22 protein-coding genes and 1 other RNA gene are annotated in these 23,685 nt (G+C 64.5%); 7 read left to right on the top strand and 16 right to left on the bottom strand.

Features of this window, described 5'->3' with window-relative positions:
* Positions 1-201 precede the first annotated feature (201 nt).
* From QD356_RS14200 to QD356_RS14150, 11 genes are all read right to left on the bottom strand, one after another.
* Positions 202-387, bottom strand: coding sequence for a tautomerase family protein (locus tag QD356_RS14200; RefSeq protein ID WP_043331603.1), 186 nt, complete (start codon positions 385-387; stop codon positions 202-204).
* A 299-nt stretch (positions 388-686) separates the two neighbouring features.
* Positions 687-1,952 carry a dihydroorotase gene (locus QD356_RS14195; protein ID WP_192839046.1) on the bottom strand — a complete coding sequence of 422 codons (1,266 nt, stop codon included), beginning with the start codon at positions 1,950-1,952 and terminating at the stop codon, positions 687-689.
* The gene (locus QD356_RS14190; protein ID WP_192839045.1) at positions 1,949-3,001 is read right to left on the bottom strand and encodes an aspartate carbamoyltransferase catalytic subunit; all 1,053 of its coding nucleotides are present in this window, start codon (positions 2,999-3,001) and stop codon (positions 1,949-1,951) included. Before QD356_RS14190 ends, QD356_RS14195 begins: the two co-directional genes overlap by 4 nt.
* Entirely contained in the window at positions 2,998-3,531 is a 534-nt protein-coding gene (gene pyrR / locus QD356_RS14185) for a bifunctional pyr operon transcriptional regulator/uracil phosphoribosyltransferase PyrR (RefSeq protein ID WP_192839044.1), read from the bottom strand. The genes QD356_RS14190 and pyrR overlap by 4 nt, the downstream gene beginning before the upstream one ends.
* 98 nt (positions 3,532-3,629) lie before the next feature.
* Positions 3,630-4,085: a Holliday junction resolvase RuvX gene (gene ruvX / locus QD356_RS14180; RefSeq protein ID WP_054556397.1), complete on the bottom strand. Its 456-nt coding sequence runs from the start codon at positions 4,083-4,085 to the stop codon at positions 3,630-3,632.
* The gene (locus QD356_RS14175; RefSeq protein ID WP_043331610.1) at positions 4,078-4,635 is read right to left on the bottom strand and encodes a YqgE/AlgH family protein; all 558 of its coding nucleotides are present in this window, start codon (positions 4,633-4,635) and stop codon (positions 4,078-4,080) included. The genes ruvX and QD356_RS14175 overlap by 8 nt, the downstream gene beginning before the upstream one ends.
* Positions 4,636-4,650: 15 nt before the next feature.
* Complete coding sequence (locus QD356_RS14170; protein ID WP_192839043.1) at positions 4,651-5,565, bottom strand: TonB family protein; 915 nt, start codon at positions 5,563-5,565, stop codon at positions 4,651-4,653.
* Positions 5,566-5,673: 108 nt separating this feature from the next.
* On the bottom strand, positions 5,674-6,645 hold the full coding sequence (gene gshB, locus QD356_RS14165) for a glutathione synthase (protein ID WP_192839042.1): 972 nt from the start codon (positions 6,643-6,645) through the stop codon (positions 5,674-5,676).
* Positions 6,646-6,857: 212 nt separating this feature from the next.
* The gene (locus QD356_RS14160) at positions 6,858-7,604 is read right to left on the bottom strand and encodes a 16S rRNA (uracil(1498)-N(3))-methyltransferase (protein WP_192839041.1); all 747 of its coding nucleotides are present in this window, start codon (positions 7,602-7,604) and stop codon (positions 6,858-6,860) included.
* A 165-nt stretch (positions 7,605-7,769) separates the two neighbouring features.
* Positions 7,770-8,273: a protein-export chaperone SecB gene (gene secB, locus QD356_RS14155; RefSeq protein WP_043331620.1), complete on the bottom strand. Its 504-nt coding sequence runs from the start codon at positions 8,271-8,273 to the stop codon at positions 7,770-7,772.
* Between the two features lie 125 nt (positions 8,274-8,398).
* Positions 8,399-8,818 carry a rhodanese-like domain-containing protein gene (locus tag QD356_RS14150; protein ID WP_043331622.1) on the bottom strand — a complete coding sequence of 140 codons (420 nt, stop codon included), beginning with the start codon at positions 8,816-8,818 and terminating at the stop codon, positions 8,399-8,401.
* Between the two features lie 444 nt (positions 8,819-9,262).
* Between QD356_RS14150 and gpmI the strand changes: the two genes are divergently transcribed.
* The 3 genes from gpmI to QD356_RS14135 all read left to right on the top strand — a co-directional run bounded on the left by gpmI (position 9,263) and on the right by QD356_RS14135 (position 13,734).
* On the top strand, positions 9,263-10,825 hold the full coding sequence (gpmI, locus tag QD356_RS14145) for a 2,3-bisphosphoglycerate-independent phosphoglycerate mutase (protein WP_043331623.1): 1,563 nt from the start codon (positions 9,263-9,265) through the stop codon (positions 10,823-10,825).
* 118 nt (positions 10,826-10,943) lie between these two features.
* A complete protein-coding gene (locus QD356_RS14140; protein ID WP_043331626.1) occupies positions 10,944-12,113 on the top strand; it encodes a peptidoglycan DD-metalloendopeptidase family protein in 1,170 nt (389 codons plus the stop codon).
* 226 nt (positions 12,114-12,339) lie between these two features.
* Positions 12,340-13,734 carry a S41 family peptidase gene (locus QD356_RS14135; RefSeq protein WP_279878146.1) on the top strand — a complete coding sequence of 465 codons (1,395 nt, stop codon included), beginning with the start codon at positions 12,340-12,342 and terminating at the stop codon, positions 13,732-13,734.
* Positions 13,735-13,946: 212 nt separating this feature from the next.
* Here the strand turns inward: QD356_RS14135 and QD356_RS14130 are convergent, their stop codons facing one another.
* From QD356_RS14130 to QD356_RS14115, 4 genes are all read right to left on the bottom strand, one after another.
* Entirely contained in the window at positions 13,947-15,272 is a 1,326-nt protein-coding gene (locus QD356_RS14130) for a UbiH/UbiF/VisC/COQ6 family ubiquinone biosynthesis hydroxylase (RefSeq protein WP_153635012.1), read from the bottom strand.
* Between the two features lie 191 nt (positions 15,273-15,463).
* Complete coding sequence (gene ubiH / locus QD356_RS14125; protein WP_192839040.1) at positions 15,464-16,726, bottom strand: 2-octaprenyl-6-methoxyphenyl hydroxylase; 1,263 nt, start codon at positions 16,724-16,726, stop codon at positions 15,464-15,466.
* Positions 16,727-16,730: 4 nt separating this feature from the next.
* Positions 16,731-18,074 (bottom strand): Xaa-Pro aminopeptidase, encoded by a 1,344-nt coding sequence (gene pepP, locus QD356_RS14120; RefSeq protein ID WP_192839039.1) that lies wholly within the window; start codon positions 18,072-18,074, stop codon positions 16,731-16,733.
* Positions 18,075-18,208: 134 nt separating this feature from the next.
* On the bottom strand, positions 18,209-18,850 hold the full coding sequence (locus QD356_RS14115) for a UPF0149 family protein (protein ID WP_192839038.1): 642 nt from the start codon (positions 18,848-18,850) through the stop codon (positions 18,209-18,211).
* Positions 18,851-19,110: 260 nt separating this feature from the next.
* On the opposite strand from QD356_RS14115, the gene QD356_RS14110 reads away from it, so the two are divergent.
* The 3 genes from QD356_RS14110 to QD356_RS14100 all read left to right on the top strand — a co-directional run bounded on the left by QD356_RS14110 (position 19,111) and on the right by QD356_RS14100 (position 20,483).
* On the top strand, positions 19,111-19,488 hold the full coding sequence (locus QD356_RS14110) for a cell division protein ZapA (protein WP_064503224.1): 378 nt from the start codon (positions 19,111-19,113) through the stop codon (positions 19,486-19,488).
* A 73-nt stretch (positions 19,489-19,561) separates the two neighbouring features.
* Positions 19,562-19,744: non-coding RNA, 6S RNA (ssrS, locus tag QD356_RS14105), on the top strand.
* Positions 19,745-19,766: 22 nt separating this feature from the next.
* The gene (locus QD356_RS14100; protein WP_192839037.1) at positions 19,767-20,483 is read left to right on the top strand and encodes a 5-formyltetrahydrofolate cyclo-ligase; all 717 of its coding nucleotides are present in this window, start codon (positions 19,767-19,769) and stop codon (positions 20,481-20,483) included.
* Positions 20,484-21,243: 760 nt separating this feature from the next.
* On the opposite strand, the gene ilvA is transcribed toward QD356_RS14100, so the two are convergent.
* On the bottom strand, positions 21,244-22,767 hold the full coding sequence (gene ilvA / locus QD356_RS14095) for a threonine ammonia-lyase, biosynthetic (RefSeq protein ID WP_279878201.1): 1,524 nt from the start codon (positions 22,765-22,767) through the stop codon (positions 21,244-21,246).
* 237 nt (positions 22,768-23,004) lie between these two features.
* Between ilvA and rpiA the strand changes: the two genes are divergently transcribed.
* A complete protein-coding gene (rpiA, locus tag QD356_RS14090; RefSeq protein ID WP_054556388.1) occupies positions 23,005-23,676 on the top strand; it encodes a ribose-5-phosphate isomerase RpiA in 672 nt (223 codons plus the stop codon).
* Positions 23,677-23,685: the final 9 nt, after the last annotated feature.

Genomic DNA, 23,685 nt, shown 5'->3' with positions numbered 1-23,685 from the left:
ATTACCAAGCGTGTTGCTCGTCCCGTGCCTTGCGTCCCACGCCCCTCTGTCATGCCTCTGTCATGCCTCAGCCGGTTTTCCATATACTGGCAATGCCGGACCAAGACCAGGGGCATGTTTCACGTGGAACATCTTGATACCTCGTAAAACACCCTCTGAATCAGATAGTTGAGAACAAGTGGCCAGTTGAAACTTCTTCTCTCAGCGCTCTGACAATGGCGTGCCAGCGACGGCCCAGTTTTCCGGCTCCACTTCCTGCAGCACTACCCAGACGGACTGCTCACGCACACCCAGCACGCGAGCCGTCTCGCGAGTCAACGCCTCCACCAGCTCCCGCTTCTGTTCCTGTGTCTTGCCCGTCAGAAATTCCGCACGAATCATTGGCATGGTTTTCTCTCCTTGTTGTTCAAATCTCTTTTTCAGCGTGCCTGGCCAGACGACTTGCTCGCTATTGCCACAGCCGCCTTATGACGCTGCGGACAATGTTCCACGTGAAACATCTGCCGGCAGCAATGAGCGCAGCCCAGCGATGCCACTCCGCGGCATAGGCTGGTAAAGAAATTGGCTGCTTTACAATAAAGCAGCCAATTTCTCTCAATACGTCATTCAAAAAATCACTTTGCTATCAGTCTGTTGGCGCGCTTTAGCCTAATATCTCAAGCATCATGTTCCACGTGAAACACCGCTTAGGCGTAGCAGGAATCACCCAGCAGCACCTCTTCGACGCGACCATTCAACAGCATGCCAAGCAGTGGCGTGTTATGGCCGGCACTGACCAGCGTCTCGCTTGAGACACGCCATTCCTGTTCCATATCGATCACCGCCAGATCACAGTACTCGCCCACTTCCAGCATGCCGCCCTTGAGTCCGAAGCGTCTGGCACTGAACGTCAATGTCTCGATCAGGCGAGGCAGGCTGAGCAGCTCGGCCTTCACCAGCGCCAGCCCCAGCGGCAGCATGGTTTCCAGGCTGGTCATGCCGGGCTCGGATACTGCAAAGGGTGCGCTCTTGGCGGCGGCTTCATGGGGCAGATGATCACTGACGATGGCGTCGATGGTGCCATCGACCACACCGGCCCGCAGCGCATCCCGGTCTGCCGCGCTGCGCAGTGGCGGCTCCAGATGGAAATTGGCGTTGAAGCCTTCCAGCTGCTCATCGGTCCAGTGCAGTTGAGCCATCGACACATCCGCGCTGATATCCAGCCCTCTGGCCTTGGCATCACGTACCAGCTCGACGGCCCGTGCACTGGAAAGCAGCGACACATGCGCCCGTACACCGGTCTGCTCGATCAACAGCAGCCACTGGGTCAGAGCGACCGTTTCGGCTGATTCCGGAATGCCGGCCAATCCGAGACGTGAGGCAATGGCGCCCTCATGGGCGCAGCCCTGCCCGGCCAAGGCGGCCTCCTGGGCCTGGAACACGACGGTGATATCAAAGGTCCGCGCGTACTCCAGACAACGGCGCAGTACGCCGAGATCGCGTATCGGCTGGCGCAGGTTGGTCAGCGCCACACAGCCTGCGGATTTGAGCGCGGCCATATTGGCGAGCAGATCACCTTCCAGCCCCTGCGTCAGTGCCCCCAGCGGCGCAAGACGCACCCCCGCCACATCACGCGCGCGGTCCAGCAGCGTGCGAATATGCGAGGCGCTGTCGAGCACCGGGCTGGTGTCGGGGCGCGGCAGGATGGTCGCGTAGCCACCCGCCAGTGCGGCAGCCGACTCACTGACCAGGCTGCCCTTGTAGCGCGGACCCGGGTCGCGCAGGTGCGCGCCAAGATCGATGAAGGCCGGCGTGACCAGCTTGCCCGCCAGGTCATCGCGCTGCTCGGCACTGAAATCCGCCGGCGCTTCGCCGATCGCGATCAGGCGACCGCCGTCGAGGTGCAGGTCGTACTGGCCATCGCGGCCGTTGGTCGGGTCGATCACCCGTGCATTGATCAGGCTGCGTTTCATGCGCCAGCTCCTCGTGAACGTTCACCCCTGCGCTCGGCGCGCGCCTTCATCTGTCCGGAGACCGCCATCGACAGCACCGCCATGCGCACCGCGATACCGTTGGTGACCTGATCGAGTATCAGCGAACGCGGGCCATCCGCGACGGCGGATTCGATCTCGACACCCCGGTTGATCGGCCCCGGATGCATCACCACGGCGTCAGGGTGCGCGTGTGCCAGGCTTTCGCGGGTCAGGCCATAACGGCGGTAGTATTCCGATTCCGAGGGCAGCAGTGCGCCATCCATTCGCTCCTTCTGCAGGCGCAGCATGATGACGACATCAACACCCTTCAGCCCTGCTGCCAGCTCAGTGAAGACCTGACAGCCCAGCGTCTCGACCCCGATGGGCAGCAGTGTCTGCGGCGCGACCACCCGCACCTCCGCTGCGCCCAGCGTATTGAGCGCCTGAATCTGCGAGCGAGCGACGCGTGAATGCAGGATGTCACCAACGATCGCGACGCGCAGATTGGCGAACTCGCCCTTGTGGCGGCGGATGGTCAGCATGTCGAGCATCGCCTGGGTCGGGTGCGCATGGCGACCGTCACCGGCATTGATGATCGCCACATGCGGCGTGATCTGGCTGGCGATGAAGTGCGCCGCACCGGAGTCGCCATGGCGCACCACAAAGGCATCCGCCTGCATGGCCTCGAGATTGACCAGGGTATCCATCAACGACTCGCCCTTGGCGGCCGACGAGGTCTTGATGTCCAGATTGAGCACATCCGCCGACAGACGCTTGGCGGCCAGCTCGAAGGTGGCACGCGTGCGGGTCGAGTTCTCGAAGAACAGGTTGGCCACCGTGCGCCCGCGCAGCAACGGCACCTTCTTGACCTCGGCATCGCCGATGCCACGGAAGTGATCGGCGGTGTCGAGAATCTCGGTCAGCACGCTGCGCGGCAGGCCTTCGATATCCAGAAAGTGACGCAGCCGGCCCTGCTCATCCAGCTGGACCTGTGCCGGCGAGGCAGCCCGCACATCCGCGCTGGCCTGCGAGAGATCAAACAGGTTCATGCCGTCACCTCGCCGGTATCGACTAGTGTCAGGCGCAGGTTGTCGGGGCCTTCCAGCTTGATGCGCTTGCCGGGCGCCAGCGCCAGGTTGGCTCCCAGGGCGTCCGGCTGCACCGGCAGCTCACGCCCCGGCAGCTCTACCAGGCAGGCCAGCAGCACGCGGCGCGGACGGCCATAGTCGAACAGCTCATTGAGCGCCGCGCGCACGGTACGTCCACTCATCAGCACATCGTCCACCAGCAGCAGATCGCGATTCTCGATATCCGGCAGCTGTGACCCCTGACCGCCATCCGGCAGGCCCTTGTGGCCGAAGTCGTCGCGCCAGAAACCGATATCCAGTGTCGCGAGGGGCTCTTCCAGCCCCAGCCGCTCACGCAGTGCCTGGGCGACCCAGACACCGCCGGTATGAATGCCGACCGGAATCAGACGTTCACGATCGAGTTCACGGCGCTCGAACAGCAATTCGAGCTCCTCGGTCATGGCCTCGAGCAGTGCCTCGACCTCTGGCAGTGCCTCATGTTCTTCGTGCATCTCAGACTCTTGCATGGATATCGCTTCCTATCTTCCCTGCCGGATGGCGGCAAACAGACAAAAAAAACCCGCTTCCGGAAAGGAAGCGGGTGGAGTATTCAGTAACCGACAAGGTCGCCCTCGCCTCGCTGGCTTGCAAACCAGCTCTCGAGAATCAGCTGAGCGGCGAGGCCGTCCACGCCATCATCGCGATAATTGCCGCGGTGGCCGCGCTCGCGCGCCAAGCCCTTGGCCGCCTTGGTGGAGCCGCGCTCGTCCCACATTTCCAGCGGCTTGCCGTAGCGGCCATACAGGCGCTTGCCGAACTTGCGGGCTCGGCTGCACATCAGTGTCTCGCTGCCGTCCAGCTCGAGCGGCAGGCCGACCACGAACAGGTCGGGCTGCCATTCCTCGATCAGGCGATTGACGACATTCCAGTCCGGAATGCCGTCCCGCACATGCAGCGGCACCAGAGGCGTCGCGGTGCCGAGCATCTCGGTACCCACCGCGACACCGATGCGACGCGTGCCGAAATCGAACGCCAGCGCCGTACGGCTGACTTGCCGCTCAGCCATGCCCGATCTCCCGCGACATCAGATTCATGTCGACGCCCAGCTTGCTGGCAGCCGCTTCGAGACGGGACTCGCTGTCGGCATCGAAGAGGATGCCGCTGTCGCCTTCGACGATCAGCCAGCTGTTTTCCTTCAGCTCGTTGGTGAGCTGGTCCGGCTCCCAGCCAGCGCAGCCGAGGCAGACCATGAAGTCATCAGGGCCTTCGTTGCCGGCTATCGCCTTCAGGATGTCCAACGAGGTGGTCAGCGCCAGCTCGTCGGTCACCTGCAGGCTGGAATCCCACTCGCTGGCCTTGCCGCGATGCAGGATGAAGCCGCGGTCCTTGTGGACGGGGCCACCGTAATAGACCACCTCATCGAGGCGTTCACAGCTGTCGGCAGCGATCTCGAGCTGCTCGAACAGACCGCGCATGGTCAGCTTGATCGGCTTGTTGACGATGACACCGAGGGTGCCCTTGTCATCATGATCACAGAGGTAACTGAGCGAGCCGGAAAAATTGTCATCATCGAGATGCGGCATCGCCAGCAGGAAATAGTCTCGCAGACTTTGCATGGTCCTCCCGAGGCGTCAGGGCGCGCCAGAATCGTTGCCGGGGCCGAATCGCCAGATGCGGGTGATGGTCAGCTGGCTCATCCCCTTGAGACTTTCATCAAAGGGCGCATAAGGAGCCGCGCCGTAGACCGTATCCAGAGCCGCCTGGTCGAGTTCAGCATGTCCCGAGGATTGTAACACTTCCGCGAACTCAAGCTGACCGCTGGGCAGCACGACGGCGCGAATCCGCAGCTCGCCGCTCAGATGAGCAGGCGCCGGATAGTGCTGATTGCCGAATGCTTGCACCGTGCCGGTCCAGTCATTGATATAGCGCGCGCGGGCCGAGGCACGCGCCGCCTTGCGTGAGGCGGTGTCACCCACCACCTCACGCGACTGGCCGGAGGCCTGGATTCGCTGGACGTCCTGCTCGCTGGCCTGCTGTTCGTTGTCCGGCGTATCCGGCAGCAGTTCGGAACGCGTCACCTGCTGTGACGACGCCTGCTGGGTCGCGATGACCTCGGGGATGCGCTCGGGCAGTACCAGCGCCTGCGTGGCCGGGGCCTGGGCTTCTGCCACGGCCGGCTCGCTGGCCTCGGATGCACTCTGCTCGCCCGGCTGCGGTGGCGCCTGATTGACTGGCCCGGCCTGCACCGCCGCCTCGCGCCCGCTGCCACTGGCCTGCTGGTCCTGCTCGGCCACCACCTGCGAGTCGACGGCAGTGGCGCTGGCCTGGCTGACCAGCGTCACATCGAGCATCACCGGCTTGGGCATCGGCGGCACCTCGGGCGGCGTCAGCAGGCCGCTGCCCAGCAACCACCAGCCGATGACGGCATGGACGGCCAGTGCCGCGCCCCATGCCACCACACGGCGATGCACCCGCGTCACCGGAACATAGGTGATCGGGTCGGTGACGCTATGATTGCCTGCCCACCATTCGACGGGTGCTGCCATACCCCACTCCCTGTCCACGGAACCTCATTGGCAGCTTCGGCTTCCCTGCCGTTTACTGCGAATCCATCGCGGGTCAGCCAACTAGTGCCGACCTCACCGCGATGTTGATCAGACGGACGGCTGCGCCGCCAGACGCGCTTCGATGGCATCCATCAACAGACCGGCGATATCAGTGCCGCGCTGGGTATCGATCTCACGTACGCAGGTCGGGCTGGTGACGTTGATCTCGGTGATGTAGTCGCCGATCACGTCCAGGCCGACGAACATCAGACCCAATGATTTCACCACCGGCTTGACCTGCTCGATCAGCCAGTAATCGCGGTCGGTCAGCTCACGCGATTCGCCACGTCCGCCAGCCGCCAGATTGCCGCGCGTCTCGCCGGCGCTGGGAATACGCGCCAGGCCGAACGGCACCGGTTCGCCATCCACCAGCAGAATGCGCGTATCGCCGGCACTGATTTCCGGCACATAACGCTGGGCCATGATCTGCCGGGTGCCCCGCAGCGTCAGCTGCTCGATCACCGAGCCGAGATTGCGGCCATCTTCGGCGACGTGGAAGATGCCACTGCCACCCATGCCATCCAGCGGCTTGAAGATCACGTTGCCATGCTCGGCGTGGAAGGCGCGCAGCACCTTGTCGTTGGCCGACACGGTGGTCGGCGGGATGCACTGCGGGAACTGCTGTGCGAAGAGCTTCTCGTTGCAGGTCTGCAGCGCGGCCGTCGGATTGACCACCAGCACACCTTCCCGCTCGGCAAAGCCCAGCAGGTGAACGGCATTCAGGAAGTGTTCGTCGACGGGCGGATCCTTGCGCATCAGGATCACGTCAAGCTCGGCCAGCGGAGTCGCGACGACCTCGCCCAGCTGATAGAAGTTGTCCGGGTCGTGGTAGACCTCCAGATCACGCATCCGGCCCATGGCGCGACCATTCTCGAGATAGAGGTCTTCCTGCTCGAGATAATGCAGCGACCAGCCACGCTGGCTGGCGGCCCACAACATGGCCAGAGTGGTGTCCTTCTTGTAGGCGACGCTGGACATCGGGTCCATCACCACGCCGATCTTGAGCTTGCGAGCAGTCATTGAGGCAACCTTGTGACGACACTGCCAGCCCGGAACGCGGCCGGCAGCGGGGATAACGGAGACTCCCGTCGCGACATGACACCATGGCGCGGGAGCGATGGGACAAGTATGCAGCAGCGCCGTGCTGCTCACCACTGGCGAAACGCCCTTGCCGGCTCACGCTGTGTTGCCGGCAGATCAACAATTCCGCCCAGGTGCCAGATGATGGGGGATCAGCGCGGCAGGTCACCAAATCGCTGCTGCAGCAAGGTCAGCGCCACCACCGGCGCCGTCTCGGTGCGCAGGATACGCGGCCCCAGGCCGAGCACCTCACAACCGGCGGCGGCCGCTTCTGCCACCTCTTCCTGCGTGAAGCCGCCTTCCGGGCCGATCAGCAGGCTGGCGCGGGTCACGCCGCCCTCGGCCTCGGCCACGTTCAGCGCCTCGGCACCGCCCGGCTGCAGAATCAGGCGCAGCGGCTCATCACGCTCGGCCAGCCACTGCGTCATCGCCACCGGGGCGTGCACGACCGGCACGACGCTTCTTCCGCATTGCTCGCAGGCGCTGGCCGCCACGCCCTGCCAGTGCGCCAGCTTCTTGTCGGCGCGCTCGCCCTTGAGCTTGACGTCGCCCCGCGCGGTATAGAGTGGCGTGATGGCAGCCACGCCCATCTCACAGGCCTTCTGGATGGCGTAATCCATGCGATCGCCCTTGGAGATCGCCTGTCCCAGATGCACCGCCAGCGGCGCCTCGCGGTCATTGGGCACCGCCTCGATCACCTGCACGCTGACGCCCTTGCGGGTCACCTCCTCCAGCAACACGCGCACCTCCTGCCCACGGCCATTGAACAGCTGCGCCTCACTGCCGACCTTGGCGCGCAGCACCAGCCCGAGGTGGCGTGCAGGCCCCTCGGGGAGCGCGAAGGACGCCCCAGCGCTGACATTGAGATCAAGATCGGGGCAGTGCAGACGGATGGCCATGGACGGGGTCTCGCGGACTAAGAAGCAGTGAAAGTAGGCCGCGATGAGTCGATGCAGCATCGCAGGCAAGGCGGCGGCCATTGTCGCCCAAAAACGCAGCGACGGGCCACTGGGGCCCGTCGCTGGTCGTACCTGTCATGTGGCCAATCAAGGCCGGCTCACTGATCAGTGAGCGGTCGCCTCGGCGGCGCCCTGGGCTTCACGCTGCTTGCGCTGCGCGTACATGGCCTCGAAGTTGACCGGAGCCAGCATCAGCGGAGGGAAGCTGCCACGGTTGACCAGGTTGTCGATGGCTTCACGCGCATACGGGAACAGCACGTTCGGGCAGAAGGCGCCCAGGGTGTGGTCCAGCTGCTCGGCAGACAGGCCAGCGATACGGAACAGGCCAGCCTGCTCGACTTCCGCCAGGAAGGCAGTGGTCTTGTCTTCGCCATTGGTGACCTGAGCGGTGACCTTGATGGAGACTTCGAACAGCTCCTCACCGACCTGCTGGTGCTCGGTATCCAGCTCCAGCGCGACCTTCGGCTGGAACGGCTGGGAGAAGACCGCCGGAGAATTCGGGGCTTCGAAGGACACGTCCTTCACGTAGATGCGCTGCAGGGCAAACTGGAGCTGATCCTGAGCCTGTTCTGCGCCTGCTGCAGCCTGTGCGTTCTGTTCTTCAGCCATGAGACATATCCTTGAGGGTTCGGAGATTTATTCTTGGTTGCGAGCCGGCCTCCAGCAGACCCGCAAACTTGCCCAGCCAGCGGGGCAATGACAGCTGGCAGACACGCGACGTGCGAGTCTGCGACTCAGCGAGTCACGACCGGCAGGCTGTCGGCTTCCCACTGGCCCATGCCGCCCTTGAGCTTGACGGCCTGCTTGAAGCCATCCTTCTCGAGGCGCGCCACCAGCGGTCCCGCCGTCTGGCCGTGCTTGCAGACGATGATCACCGGGCGTTCCTTGTACTTGGCCAGCGGAGTGGTCTCGCTGGTCAGCTGACTGCTGGGAACGTTGACGGCACCGGCGATATGACCGGCCTTGAATTCCTTGCTGTCGCGGATGTCGATGAAGACACCCTCTTCGCGATTGACCAGTCGCGTGGCCTCGCTGACGCTGACGCCGTGGTTGCCACGCATGGTTTCCATGACAATGAGGGCGACCAGCAGGGCGACGAAGGCGCCGACCAGCAAGGGATGATTCTGCGCGAACTGAAGCAGCTGTTCGATCATGAGACGGGCTAACTCCGCTGTGACGTGCATGCCGACGCGTACGCGGCAAAGGAAATAGACCGCTACCTGAGGTAACGGAGCCAGCATTATACATGACAGGCCCAAGCATGAATGCCGCTGCATGGCATCAAAAAGGCGTAGCCGGGCGATGCGCCGGCTGCTGTCAGCTCAGCCGGGCCGGGGCGATCCACCGATAGCGCAACCCAATCCCGGCGATACACTTGCGGCACTTGCACTCGGCACCTTACCACCCCTCTAATAGAGGGCAGAACGAGCAGGTAGTTTTATCACTACATGTCGTTTCCGCCGAGGGCTCTGCCCCACGGATGCGCCACAGCATGGCCGCAGGACATGACAGCTGCATGATGCGTCGCCCGTCGCACATCATCCTGTCATCCCGGCCCCTGCTCACCCCAGATCATTCGTCATCACAGCGAGGAAGTCATGGCAGCTCAAGCACAAGGTCCGCGTCCCGTCGCCCTAATCATCCTGGACGGCTACGGTCACAGCGAAGAGGAGAAGGACAACGCCATCCTCGCCGCCGACACGCCGGTGATGGACCGCCTGCGTCGTGAATATCCCAGCGAACTGATTCACACCGATGGTGGCTTCGTCGGCCTGCCGGACGGCCAGATGGGCAACTCCGAAGTCGGCCACATGAACCTCGGTGCCGGTCGCATCGTCTATCAGGACTTCACGCGCATCACCAAGGCGGTGCGTGAGAATGCCCTCAAGGACAATGACATCCTGACCGCGCCCATCGATGCCGCCGTCAAGGCCGGGCGTGCCGTGCACCTGATCGGCCTGCTGTCTCCGGGTGGTGTCCACTCCCACGAAGACCACACCCTGGCCATGGCTGACCTGGCCGCCGAGCGGGGCGCCAAGCGCATCTATATCCACGCCATCACCGATGGCCGCGACACCGCGCCCAAGAGCGCCGAGGCCTCCATCGCGCGTGCCGATGAGCACCTCGCGGGCCTGGGCCTGGAAGACGGCCGTGTCGCCACGCTGGTCGGTCGCTACTTCGCACTGGACCGTGACAACCGCTGGGACCGCGTCGAGCAGGCCTACCGCCTGATCGCCAACGGCGAAGCCGAGCATGAAGCCGCCACCGGCGTCGCCGGTCTGGCTGCCGCCTACGAGCGCGACGAGACCGATGAATTCGTCACCGCCACCCGCATCGGCGATTCCGTCGCCATGCAGGAAGGCGATGCGGCCATCTTCATGAACTTCCGCGCCGACCGTGCCCGCGAGCTGACCCGCGCCTTCGTCGAGCCGGACTTCGCAGGCTTCGAGCGCACGCCGCCCAAGCTGGCCCACGACGGCCTGGTGATGATGACCCAGTACGCCGCTGACATCCCGGCGCCGGCAGCCTTCCCGCCGTCCGAGCTGCACAACACCCTGGGCGAGGTCGTGTCCGACCGTGGCCTGACCCAGCTGCGCATCGCCGAGACCGAGAAGTACGCGCACGTCACCTTCTTCTTCTCCGGTGGCCGCGAAGAGGAATATCCCGGCGAGACGCGCATCCTCGTGCCGTCCCCGCAGGACGTGAAGACCTACGACGAGAAGCCGGAAATGAGCGCCGGGGAAGTCACCGACAAGCTGGTGGAAGCCATCGAGTCCGGCGGCTACGACCTCATCGTCTGCAACTACGCCAACGGTGACATGGTCGGCCACACCGGCAAGTTCGACGCCGCCGTCCAGGCCGTCGAGTTCCTCGATAAGTGCGTGGCACGCGTGGTCGAGGCGCTGGAGAAGGTCGGAGGCGAATGCCTGATCACCGCCGATCACGGCAACGCCGAGCAGATGGTGCACCCGGAAACCGGCAATCCGCAGACCGCGCACACCACCTTCGAGGTGCCGCTGATCTACGTGACGCAGCGCGATGCCAAGCTGGCCGCCGACGGGCGTCTGTGCGATCTCGCCCCGACCCTGCTGACCATGATGGGCCAGTCGGTGCCGGAAGAGATGGATGGCAAGGTGCTGGTCGATTATGCCGAGGCCTGATAGCAGGCTGCATGGCGCACCCTTCGGTGCGTCGTGCCTCTCGCCCTGCCCGAGCAAGCCGCTCGGGCAGGGCGATCGCCCCCGAATCTTCAAGCGCCGGAGCCGAGTCTCCGGCGTTGTGCTGTCTGCCTGGCTGCTGAGTCTCGCCCCGCTGGCACTCGGCCCCGTGGTGGCGACCACCGCGCAGGCCGCTGACGACACCGCCACCCTGACCCAGAAGAAGCAGGCCTCCCAGGAAGACCTCAAACGCCTCAAGCGCGAGATCCAGGCGATGCAGGGCGAGCTCAAGGCCACGGCAGCACGGCGCAGTGACACGCGCAACGGGCTGGAGAAGATCGAGCGTCAGCTCAATGCCACGCGCCAGCAGACCGGCAAGCTCGAGGATGAGCGCGATGACATCAAGCAGCAGCTGGTGGCACTGACGCGCAAGCGTGAAGCCCTCAGTCAGCAGCAGACGGCCCAGAAGGCGGCGGTCGCCGAAGAGATGGCCGCCCTCTATCGACTCGGTCGTCAGCCTGAGCTGAAATTGCTGCTCAACCAGGATGATCCCGCACGTCTTGAGCGCCTGCAGGTCTATCTGAACCATCTGAGCGAATCACGGCGTGCGGCGCTGGAGCGCCTGGCCGAGCTGAACCAGTCACTGGCCGACACCCGCGCACAACTGCTGGCCCGCCAGACACGCCTGGATGACGTGCAGGCAGGACTCAAGCGGCAGGCCAGTCAGCTGATCGCGCAACAGAATGAACGCGCCGCCCTGCTGCGCAAGCTGGATGCGCGCTATGCCAGCCATGAGGCGAAGATCGCCGAACTGGACCAGGACCGCGCGCATGCCAATCAGCTGATCCAGACCCTCGAGAAGCGCCTCAAGTCGATCAAGAGCGCGCCGCCACCCAAGACCCGCATCACGCGTGCGATGGGCAAGATGGATTGGCCGGCACCGGGCAAGGTGATCTCCGCCTATGGACGTGGCGAGGGCGTCAACCGTGATGGCGTGCTGATTCGCGCGACGCAGGGCACCGCCGTCACGGCGCCGCATGCCGGTCGCGTGGTCTTCGCGGACTGGATGCGCGGCTATGGCAACCTGCTGATACTCGATCACGGTGACAACGTGCTGACGCTCTACGCCCACCTGGCAAGCTTCAGCGTGGGCCCGGGCGACAGCCTGTCACGCGGCCAGCAGCTGGGTAGTGTCGGCAGCAGCGGCGGGCGTGATGGCCCGGCGCTCTATTTCGAAGTGCGCCGCAGCGGTCAGCCGACAGACCCGAGTCGCTGGCTCTCGCGCCGCTGAAGTGCCTGGCAGCGGCACCTCGCGCATCGTCTGATAGTCAGCCAGCGCTGAATGCCACCGCTAGCCAGCGGGCTAGTCGCCAGGCACTCGCGCGGGATATGCTCGCAGTAGCCTGTGACTGCGAGCATGCTGGGCGGTGTTCCCCCTGCCATGCCTCGACATCCGGCCCCGGCGCTCAGCGCATTTCGGTACCAGTCGAGTCAGTATCCGTCGAGAAGGAAATCGCATGTCTGCAATGTCGCCGTTCCGTCCTGCCCCGCGCCGCCTGCGTCAGCTGGCGGTCAGCGTGCCGCTGAGCCTTGCCCTGCTGGGTGGCGGACTGCCGGCCAGTGCAGAAGATGTCGCCTCGCCATCCGACAGCGCTCAGGATGCCCGCCAGGGCACGGACCTGCCGCTGGATGAGCTGCGCACCTTCGCCGAGGTCTTCGAGCGCATCAAGCGCACCTACGTCGATCAGGTCGATGACCGCACGCTGCTCAAGAATGCCATGCGCGGCATGCTCGAAGGGCTGGACCCGCACTCCGCCTATCTGGATCAGGAAGACTGGCAGGACCTGCGCGAGAATACCGATGGCGAGTTTGGCGGCATCGGTATCGAGGTCGGCACCGGCGACGATGGCCAGCTGACCGTCATCGCCCCCATCGACGACACCCCGGCGGCGCGCGCGGGCCTGCAGCCGCGAGACGTCATCCTCAAGATCGACAATACGCCGCTGGACGGCCTGTCGATGTCGGAATCGGTCAAGTTGATGCGCGGTGAGGCCGGCTCTCGCATTCGGCTGCTGATTCTGTCCGAGGGCGCCGACATGCCGCGCGAAGTGGTGCTGGAACGCGCCATCATCAAGAGCAGCAGCGTCAGTCAGCGCCTGCTGGACCCGGGCTATGGCTATCTGCGCATCAGCCAGTTCCAGAGCGCGACCGGTGACGAGGCCCACACGGCACTGGCCAGACTGCGGGAAGACAACGATGGCGAGCCGCTCAAGGGGCTGGTGCTGGATCTGCGCAACAACCCCGGCGGGCTTCTCTCGGCCGCCGTCGAGATCAGTGACCTGTTCCTGTCCAGCGGCCGCATCGTCTACACCGAAGGCCGCCTGCCCGACAGCGAGCTGTCCTTCTCGGCCAAGCCCGATACCCCGGCGGGCGACACCCCGCTGGTGGTGCTGATCAATGGCGGCACGGCCTCGGCCGCGGAAATCGTGTCCGGCGCGCTGCAGGATCAACACCGCGCCATCATCATGGGCACCGACAGCTTCGGCAAGGGCTCGGTCCAGACAGTGATGCCGCTGGGCAATGGCGATGGGCTCAAGCTGACCACCGCGCTCTACTTCACGCCCAGCGGACGTTCGATCCAGGCCGAGGGCATTCGCCCGGATGTCGAGGTCGTGCGAGGCCGCCTCGAGCGCGACACGCGACGTGACTTCAGCGTGCGCGAGGCAGACCTCGACGGGCGCCTCGACAATGCCAACGCCGCCAGCGAGTCCGCCAGCAGCAAGGCGCCCGACAGCCCGGTGGTGGCGGAAAGCGACTATCAGCTGGGTGAGGCGCTCAATCTGCTCAAGGGCATGAACGTGCTGGGGCGCAGTGCGGCGCTCAAGGCCACCGTGCCCACAAGCGACGAGTAAGCATCACGCCATGACCTGCCGATCATCAGGCCACAACGACAAGGCCCCGCCATCTGGCGGGGCCTTGTCGTTGCAGGGGGGGCATGACATGCGCACTTGCATAGAGGCATATAGCGACAGGTGTGACAGCGATCGGCCAATCCTGCGCCCAAGCAATGATAGTTGGCGCTCACATACCCGACAGCACAGACACTACATCACCTTCAATCTTGTTACGGCTTGCAGCTGGCGGGCAACTCACCCCGCTGCCCCATCGCCTGACGCATCAGGATACGCTTCAACTCGCCCTGGCCGTCGACGAAACCAAGCCCGAAGTTGCGCAGCAGACGCACGCCCGGCTGACGACTGCCGAACAACAGCCGGAAGCCATCCATCATCTTGAGCATCATGGCATTGTCGCTGCGACGCCGGCGGCGATAGCGCGCCAGCCAGCGCTCGTCGCCAAGCGCCACCCCGCGGCGATGTCCTGCCAGCAGCTCGTCTGCCAACACCGCCACGTCCATCAAACCCAGATTGACGCCCTGCCCTGCCAGCGGGTGAATGGCATGCGCAGCATCCCCCACCAGCGCCAGCCCCGGCAGCACATAGTCTTCGGCGTGGCGCTGATGCAGCGGGAAACTGAAGCGCTCACTCGCCCATTCGATGGCGCCGAGCTGACCTTCAAAGGCGTCTTCCAGCTCACTACAGAATGCCGCCGGTGACAGTGCCAGCAGCCGCTCGGCCTCCTCCGGCGTGGTCGACCACACGATGGAGCAATGCCGCTCTGCGGCCGAGGCTCCCTCGGCCGGCTGAGCCAGGGCGTCATTGACGGCCAGCGGCAGGAAGGCCAGCGGCCCGGTCGGCAGGAAGCGCTGACGCGCGACGGCCTGATGCGCGAGTTCGGTGCGCACCGTGGCCACCAGCGCGACCTGGCCGGTGTCGTGTTCCCGCGTGGCGATCCCGGCCAGCTCGCGCAGCCGTGAGCGCGCACCATCCGCCGCGACCACCAGCGCCGCGGTGACTGTCCGGCCATCGGTCAGCGTCAGGCTGGTCGCTTCTGCCTCATCGAGTTGGTAAGCATTCACTACCGATGTAGCACCTGAGCGTGGCAGTGCCATGCCTGCCACACGCGCCCCGAAGCAGCGCGTGATTGCCGGGCAGGCATCGATGGCCTGCTCCAGCGCGGCGAGCGTGACCCGGTTCTCGACGATATGCCCCAGTACCGGCACACCGCTGTCCTCGGCACTGAACTGGATCTCGCCATTGCCCTCCGCGTCCCACACCTGCATGCCGGTATAGGGCATCAGGCGACTGGCGGCGATCGTCGGCCACACGCCCAGACCGCTCAACAGCTGCTGAGAGACTGGCGTCAATGCACTCACCCGTGGCTCGGGAGCGCTATCAGGTTGCCAGCGGGTCGCGGACTCACGCCCCTCGACCAGCATGACCCGCAGTCCCGCCTGCCCCAGCAGCAGTGCCAGGGTGGCACCGACGATACCGGCACCGACGATGGCGACATCGGCGTCATGTGCGCTACCTGCTGATCGACCGTCCTTCATGCCTGCTCCCTGTCTCGTCTTTCTGTCTCGTAGTTCAGTCTCGTAGCCTGATCTCGAAGACCAATCTCGTGCCCTGATTTCGAAGCCCCGTCGCGTGGCTCGACACCAAGGCGCTGTCAGTGAGGCCCTGTCAGTGACGCCCTGCCTGCGAGGCTCTGCCAATGAGCCAAGTCAGCGAGCGCCCACCAACTTCAGCGCTCAATGCCCATCGAGCGTCTGGCCAACAGGCGCTTGAGCGGCGAGACCAGATTGAGCCCGATCAGGCCCGCTGCCCGTGCATGCCCCAGCCAGCGACTCTCGACCCCGAACAGGCGGATCAGGCCATCGCTGAACAGCACCACATTGTCGCGATCCGCGCCGCGTCGCTCCTCGAAGTCACTCAGCACGCTGGTGGCCCCCGGCGACTCGCCACGCGTCAGGCCCGCCTCGATGGCCGCGACCAGGTCGGTCACGCCGCGCAGCGCCAGATTGAAGCCCTGCCCTGCCACCGGGTGCAGGGCGTGAGCGGCATTGCCGAGCACCGCAAGGCCGGGGCGCGTGCCTTCGCTGGCACGCACCAACGACAGCGGATAGGCGTGGCGTTGCCCGACGCGGCGAAAGCGTCCGGCGCGTTCACCGAAGGCGCGCTGCAGTGCCTGCAGGAAGTCGCTGTCGGGCAGCGTCATCAGGCTTTCCGTGTCAGCGGGGGAGCGCGTCCAGACCAGCTCCATGCGCTTGCCGGCCAGCGGCAGCAGGGCCATCGGGCCTTCGCTGGTGAAGCGCTCGTAGGCGACTCCCTGGTGAGGCTGGCTCATCTCCACCGTGGCGATCAAGGCGTGCTGCTCATAGTCCTGCGCCGCACTGTGGATACCGAGGCGCTCCTTGAGCCCGGAGCGACCGCCATCCGCCAGCACGGTCAGCTCAGCCTCGATCAGGCGACCATCCTCGAGCGTGAGGCGATGGCCTTGCGCCGTGACAGCGATTTCTGCCACGCGCGCTGGGCAATACCAGGCCAGCGGCAGCTCAGCCAGCTGGCGATGCAGCACCTGGCCCATCCAGGCATTGGGAATCACGTGGCCGAGCGCGGCTACCTCGAGTTCTGAGGCCCGCATGCGTGTCGCGCCCAGGTGGCCGCGCTCACTGACATGGATGGTGCGAATCGGCGTGGCGTGCTCGCACATCGCCTCCCAGACCCCGAAGGCGGTGAACCGCTGGCGTGAGCCCGCCGCGATGGCGCTGGCACGTGCATCGAAACTGGGCTGGAAGCGCCGGGCATCTGCTGACGCCGCGGGCAGCTCATTGGCCTCGATCACGGCGACACGCAACGCTGCGGCCTCACGGCCCTTCTCGTCGGCCACACGTTCCATCAGCGGCGCCAGCGAACAGGCCAGGCTGGCGCCCACCAGGCCGCCGCCGATGATCACGATGTCGAAGTGTTCGGCATCACGCCCGCTCATGGCTTCAGGCTCGCTCATGGCGTCAGGCCTCCGCGCGCATCAGCGCCTCGATGGCCTCGACGGACTTGGGCACGCCATGACTCAACACCTCGTGGCCCTCGGCAGTCACTGCGACGTCGTCCTCGATGCGAATGCCGATCCCGCGATATTCGGCAGGAATGTCGCCGTCCTGCGGAATGTAGAGGCCCGGCTCGATGGTCAGCACCATGCCCGGCACCAGCGGACGCGGCTCACCCGCTTCGCGATAGCTGCCAACATCGTGCACATCCAGCCCCAGCCAGTGCGAGGTGGAATGCAGATAGAAGCGACGGTAGGCATCGCTGCTGATCAATTCCTCGACCTCACCCTGCAACAGGCCCAGCTCGACCAGCCCCGTGGTCAGGTCATGCACCACCTGTTGGTGAATACCCACCAACGTTGCACCCGGCGCCACGGCGGCCACCGCGCGCTCCTGGGCCTTGAGCACGATCTCGTACAGACGGCGCTGCGGCTCACTGAAGCGGCCATTGACCGGGAAGGTACGCGTGATGTCGCCGGCATACAGGGCGTACTCGGCGCCAGCATCGATCAACACCAGCTGACCATCCTCCAGCGGCGCGCGATTCTCGATGTAGTGCAGCACACAGGCATTCACACCCGACCCGACGATACTGGTGTAGGCCGGAGCCGGCGCCCCCTGCCACTGGAATTCATGCTCGATCTCGGCCTGCAGATGATACTCGTGCAGGCCGGGACGGCTGATCTGCATCGCACGCACATGCGCGCGCGCGGAAATCTCGGCGGCGTGACGCATCAGTGCCAGCTCACGCTCATCCTTGATCAGGCGCTGCTCATGCAGCAGCGGCGCGAGATCCTCGAAGGCGGCCGGCGGCCGTGCTCCGCGACGCACCGCGGCGGCCAGCTCATCGCGCAGCGCTTGAGCCAGCGCCAGAGCTTCATCATCCTCGAACAGCACATAGAGACGCTCGCGGCCATCCAGCAGGCTGGCCATCACCTCATCACGGGCCTCATTGGTGAAGGCCTGCTCGAAGCCTGCCGTGGCGACGGCACCCTCGGCACCGATGCGGATGCCGGTCCAGGCTTCGGCCAGCGGGTCCTTCTCCTGACAGAACAGCACGCTCTCCCCTTCGGCGCGCCCGGGCAGCAACAGCAAGGCGGCCTCGGGTTCCGGCCAACCGGTCAGATAGTGGAAGTCGCTGTTCTGACGGAAGCTGTATTCACTGTCGCGGTTGCGCTGGGCCAGGCCCGACGAGACCACCAATGCGGCAGCCCCCTGCGGCAGCTGCGCGATCAGGCGCTGGCGGCGTGCACGAAAATCCTCTGCCGTCAGGGCAGCAGGTGCGGGCAGGATGGCTGGGGCAGTCATGGCAATCTCCGTCGAGAACCCGCCGGGCATGGCGCGTTCGAGTGACAAACAGGCGTGATGCTGTAGATGGGGTCACCCGCCCTCTTGTACCAGCCTTGCATCAGACGCGGCGCAAGCGGTGGGTGACCATCGATTCAGTGGGTATCGGTACGTGAGCTGACGCCGAGGCTGCCCTCGAGACCGCCTTCCGGCAGCTGGTCATCGCTGGGCTTCTCGACGTTCGGGTTGCCCGGGTGCTGCTCGGTATACAGCAGCAAGGCCGCCATGCGCACATGATCAGCCAGCGCGAACAGATCGGCCTCGTCCTCGGCGTTGTCGTCGTCGAGGTCTTCGGCGTTGGCGAGGCCACTCGAGATGGCTTCGACATCGCTCAGCGCATCCTTGAGCACCTGACTCCAGCCACTGCGGACATCGTCATCGGCACCGGCCAGCTCTTCCTGGAAGCCCAGCGTCCATTCGCGCAGGCTCTGACCACGTTCGGCCAGCGAGAACATGTCATCCGGCAGCAGCGGCTCGAAGCTCATCTCGCTGGCGGCCAGGCGCTCCTGATTGCGCGTGCGCCAGGTGAGGAAGACTTCACCGGCTTCACGGGTGGCCGGTTGCTCGACCCCCAGCGAGGCGCAGACGCGCGCCAGCCAATCCTCGGCACTGATGTCATCCAGCGCCAGTGCGGCCACCAGCTGACCATCGAGGAAGGAGGGATTGTTGAGGCTGCCGTGAGCCAGGAAGTGGTCTGCGATGAGCGAGAAGTCGAAGGTATCGTTGATGATCGCCATGATGCGGCCCCATTGAGTCAGTGAGAAGTGGTTCTGTAGCGGGAGAATGGCATCTGAAGGATGTGCTGCAGCACAAGGCAGCCGCGCCGCGCGGCGCGTTGACCCTCCAGAAGCGGCTCTCTATAGTGGCTCGAGAATGCCCCCATCTTACCGCACTGGCCCTCCTTCTGGCTTGCCGTCCTGACTGCGACGGTGACGCACTGACAGCAGGACGTCGGCATCAATCTGGATGACGCCGGACAAGGCCCGAGAGGATCTACATGAGCGATTCCGCCACCCCACGCAATACCACCGAGATCAGCCTGCTCGGCCGCAGCTATACCGTCAGCTGTCAGCCCGGCGAGGAAGATGGCCTGACCCGTGCGGCGGCTTATCTGGATCTCGCCATGCAAGGCATCCAGCAGCGCGGCAACACCATCAGCGCCGACAAGGTCGCCCTGATGGCAGCGCTCAATATCTCGCATGAGTTGATCAACAGCCGTGACAGCGAGCGCGCCCTGCAGCGCGACTTCGAGACTCGCCTCACCGCGCTGGACCGTCAACTGGATGCCGCGCTCAGTCAGCTGCCAGCCGACTATGCCGATCAGGCGAAGGCGCGCGCTGCTGAGCGTAAAAACGCTTCAGAATCAAACAACTGATACATTCAGGCAACAGATTGTTCCCGACAGGATTAGCCCTTGGGCAGGCAGGCGGGGTTTGGTAGACTGAATGAGTTCTCTGGGGTGTACGACAGTTGCCGATGTCCCTCGAGCTTATAAGCTATTCCCAGGGAGTCCACTGCGCAGTGCTGTGTGCATGTCCGTGCGTCGGAACGCCTGATGCGCTGCGCGGGACTACCCACCTTGAACCGCTGGGTTCAAGGGCCCCCGGTAACACCGGCACCTTGGAGAACCCTGTCTGACGGAGATTGTCAGGCATGCGCAAGCCCCCCGCGGTCTATGCCGCACCCGCGAGCCCACGCTCGCCACTCCCTTCTGCAGCACTCGATACCACGCTCTGGGCACTGCCCAGCGAGCTCGATCACCCTCAGGCCGACCGCCGTGCGCTTCGCCGTCTGCTGCGCCAACGCCGCCGTCAGCTACCACCTGCCATTCGTCTGCAAGCCGAAGATGCGCTCCTGCGTCAGCTGAAACGGCTGCCGGAACTGTTGCGCGCCCGCCACGTCGCCCTGTATCTGCCCTACGATGGCGAGATCGATGCCACGCGCCTGTGCGATTGGCTGCAGCGACGAGGGGCGAAGGTCTATCTACCGGTACTGCGTCCGTTCGCGGCCAATTCGCTATGGTTCGTGCGCTACGACGATCAGACACCCCTGGTCAGCAACCGCTTCGGCATCGCCGAGCCGGACACCCGTCACGGTGCTTCCAAGGCACGGCGCCTGCCTGCCTGGGCGCTGGATGTCGTCTTGATGCCGCTGGTCGGCTTCGATGGGCACGGGGCTCGCATCGGCATGGGCGGCGGCTTCTATGATCGCAGCTTCGCCTTTACCCGCCGTCCCGGCCCACGGCCACTGTTGATCGGTCTCGCCCACCACTGTCAGAAGGTCCCCGCCCTGCCGGTACAGCCCTGGGATATCCCGCTGGACGCCATCGTCAGTGATCGCGAAGTCGTGCGCCCTGCCCGTGCCGAATGAGGCGACAGGCTTTATGACGAGATCGATGGCACGACCGCGAGATGTCGAGGGTGAAAGCAGACAGAAAGGGGCTATCTGTGAGGAGGCGAAGCAGCAACGCAGTGAAGCCAGACGAGGGTCAAGCTTAAGGGGAGTCGGGGAGCTGGAAAGCCGGGAGCAGAAACGCTGGAAAGCCTGGCAGGAGGGTCATGGCATGGGTGCGTGGCGCCAGAGAGACTGACGCCAGCAGCACCGCTACCGCCGGTGAGGGCAGCAGCGCAGGATTCAGGAACCCATTACGGTCTGGGCGTAGCCGGTTGCCACTACACCAATCCCGAAGATGAATACCAGGGCCATGACCAGATCGGGCTTACGTTTCATGAGAGCGGGCTTCTTCTTATATCGTCAGTGGCTTTCGCGTGACGGTTGTCGATGACTGTCTTCCTGACAGTGACCAGATGATAGGCATCTGACTTCTGTATGACAATCACCATGCAATCGTTTGAATGGACGCTTTTCCACGCAGCTTTTGATGTCTGCTCGCCCCAGCCGACAAGGGCTTCCATCAAAAACACCGTTCTTTTTCGCGCCTGGCATGAAATGTGGAATTTCCTGCGGCATGCCCGCCGGATACGCATGAAAAAGCCCCGGCCTTCCACGCGAAGGCCGGGGCTTTTCTATCCACGAATGTGACCAATGAAGCATGATGAGCTGCGCCTCAGCTCGCCGCCTTCAACGCAAATGACTCATATAGCCATCATCGCCCCATCGCTTGCCTCGCTCAGGACAGAAACAGGCGATAGGCGGGATTGTCGCTCTCTTTCCAGAAGCGATAGCCGATCTCATTGAAATATTCCTCGACCCGCACGCGGTCGCCATTGGGGATCTGCATGCCGATCAACACCCGGCCATGCGACGCGCCGTGGTTACGGTAGTGGAACAGCGAGATATTCCAGTCCGCCGGCAGGTGGGTGAGGAAATTCATCAGGGCGCCGGGACGCTCCGGAAACTCGAAACGATAGACCTCTTCCTCGAGATCGCTGGTCGTGCGCCCACCGACCAGATGACGCGTGTGCAGCTTGGCCAGTTCGTTGTCGGTCAGGTCTTCCACCGCATAGCCCGCCTCACGCAGCTTCTCGACCACAGCGGCGCGGTCTTCACCGCCCGGCTTGACCTGCACGCCGACGAAGACATGCGCTTCCTCCGGGTTGGCATAGCGATAGTTGAACTCGGTGACCATGCGCTTGCCGATCACCTTGCAGAACTGCTTGTAGGCCCCCGGGCGCTCCGGCAGCGTCACGGCCAGAATCGCCTCACGCTGCTCGCCCAGCTCGGTGCGCTCGGCAATGTGCTGCAGGCGATCGAAGTTGGTGTTGGCGCCGGAGTTGATGCACACCAGCGTCTCCCCTTCCGCGCCTGACTGCTGGACGTATTTCTTGAGGCCCGCCAGAGACAGTGCGCCACTGGTTTCGGAAACGGCGCGCGTATCCTCGAAGATATCCTTGACCGCTGCACACATCTCGTCGGTATTGACGGTGATGACCTCATCGACGGTGTGCTGGATGAGCTCGAACGGTGCCGCGCCGATCTGCGCGACCGCCACGCCCTCGGCGAACACGCCGACCTGGTCCAGCACCACGCGTTCGCCGGCTTCCATGGCCGCCTTGAGGCAGGCGGCATCTTCCGCCTCGACCCCGATGACGCGAATCTCGGGGCGCAGGTACTTCACGTAGGCCGCGACACCGGCGATCAGACCACCGCCCCCGACCGGCACGAAGATCGCATCGATCTTGCCGGGGTGCTGACGCAGGATTTCCATGCCGACGGTGCCCTGACCGGCAATGACATCCGGGTCGTCATAGGGCGGGATGAAGGTATAGCCGTGCTCGTCCATCAGGGTACGCGCGTGGGCCAGTGCCTCGGGGAAGGCGTCGCCCTTGAGAATCACCCGCGCGCCGCGCTCGCGCACGGCCTGCACCTTGATTTCCGGCGTAATGCGCGGCATCACGATCACTGCCTTGACGCCCATCAGCTTGGCCGCCATCGCCAGGCCCTGCGCATGATTGCCGGCCGAGGCCGCAATCACGCCACACGCCTTCTGTTCATCCGTCAGCTGGGCCATCTTGTTGTAGGCGCCGCGAATCTTGAAGGAATAGACAGGCTGCAGGTCTTCACGCTTGATGAAGATGTGATTGCCGAAACGACGCGACAACAAGGGTGCCGGCGAGAGCGGGGTTTCATGGGCGGCTTCGTAGACACGAGCCGACAGGATTTTCTTGACGTAATGTTCGAGCATTATAGGAATGTCCTGATGTGTCACAGCGCGGGCCGCATGAGCGCGACCGAACCCCCATTGTTATCAGACCGCTGGCGAGAGCGTCCAGCGCCATCGCCGGGTTTGCCGTTATAATGTGGCGTTTTCCGGCGTTGCGCTTCACGTCAAGCCGTTTTCCAGTGCCTGCCGGCGGTAAACTGCTGGCCACGCAGGGAAGACCGCGCCAATGCCCACTTTCACCACCGCCCCACCGACCCGAGGTATCACATGACCCAGGATGAGCTGAAGCAGGCCGTGGCCCGCGCCGCCCTTGACGAGATTCGCCCACTGCTGAGCCGCGACACCATCATCGGCGTCGGTACCGGCTCGACGGCCAATCTGTTCATCGATGCGCTGGCGGAAGTGCGTCACGACTTCGCCGGTGCCGTCGCCAGCTCCGAAGCCACTGCCGAGCGCCTAAAGGGCCATGGCATCGACGTCTTCGAACTCAACCATGTCGGCACCGTGCCGGTCTACGTGGATGGTGCCGACGAGATCGACCCGCGCCTGGCGATGATCAAGGGCGGCGGCGCCGCGCTGACCCGCGAGAAGATCGTCGCGGCCTGCGCCGAGCGCTTCGTGTGCATCGCCGATGGCTCCAAGCAGGTGGATATTCTCGGCGGCTTCCCGCTGCCGGTGGAAGTCATTCCGATGGCGCGCTCCTATGTCGCGCGTGAGCTGGTCAAGCTGGGCGCCGACCCGGTCTACCGCGATGGCGTGCTGACCGACAACGGCAACCGCATCCTCGATTGCTACAACTTCCTGATCGAGGACCCGATCGCCATGGAAGCGCGCATCAACGCCATCGTCGGTGTCGTCACCAATGGTCTGTTCGCGGCACGCGGTGCCGATGTGCTGCTGGTGGGACGCGAAAGTGGCGTCGAACGCATCACTGCCTGAGGAGCTGGC

The organism is Cobetia sp. 2AS (assembly GCF_029846355.1).
In the GTDB taxonomy this organism is placed as follows: domain Bacteria; phylum Pseudomonadota; class Gammaproteobacteria; order Pseudomonadales; family Halomonadaceae; genus Cobetia; species Cobetia amphilecti.
This window is presented reverse-complemented; position numbering and strand designations above follow the sequence as displayed.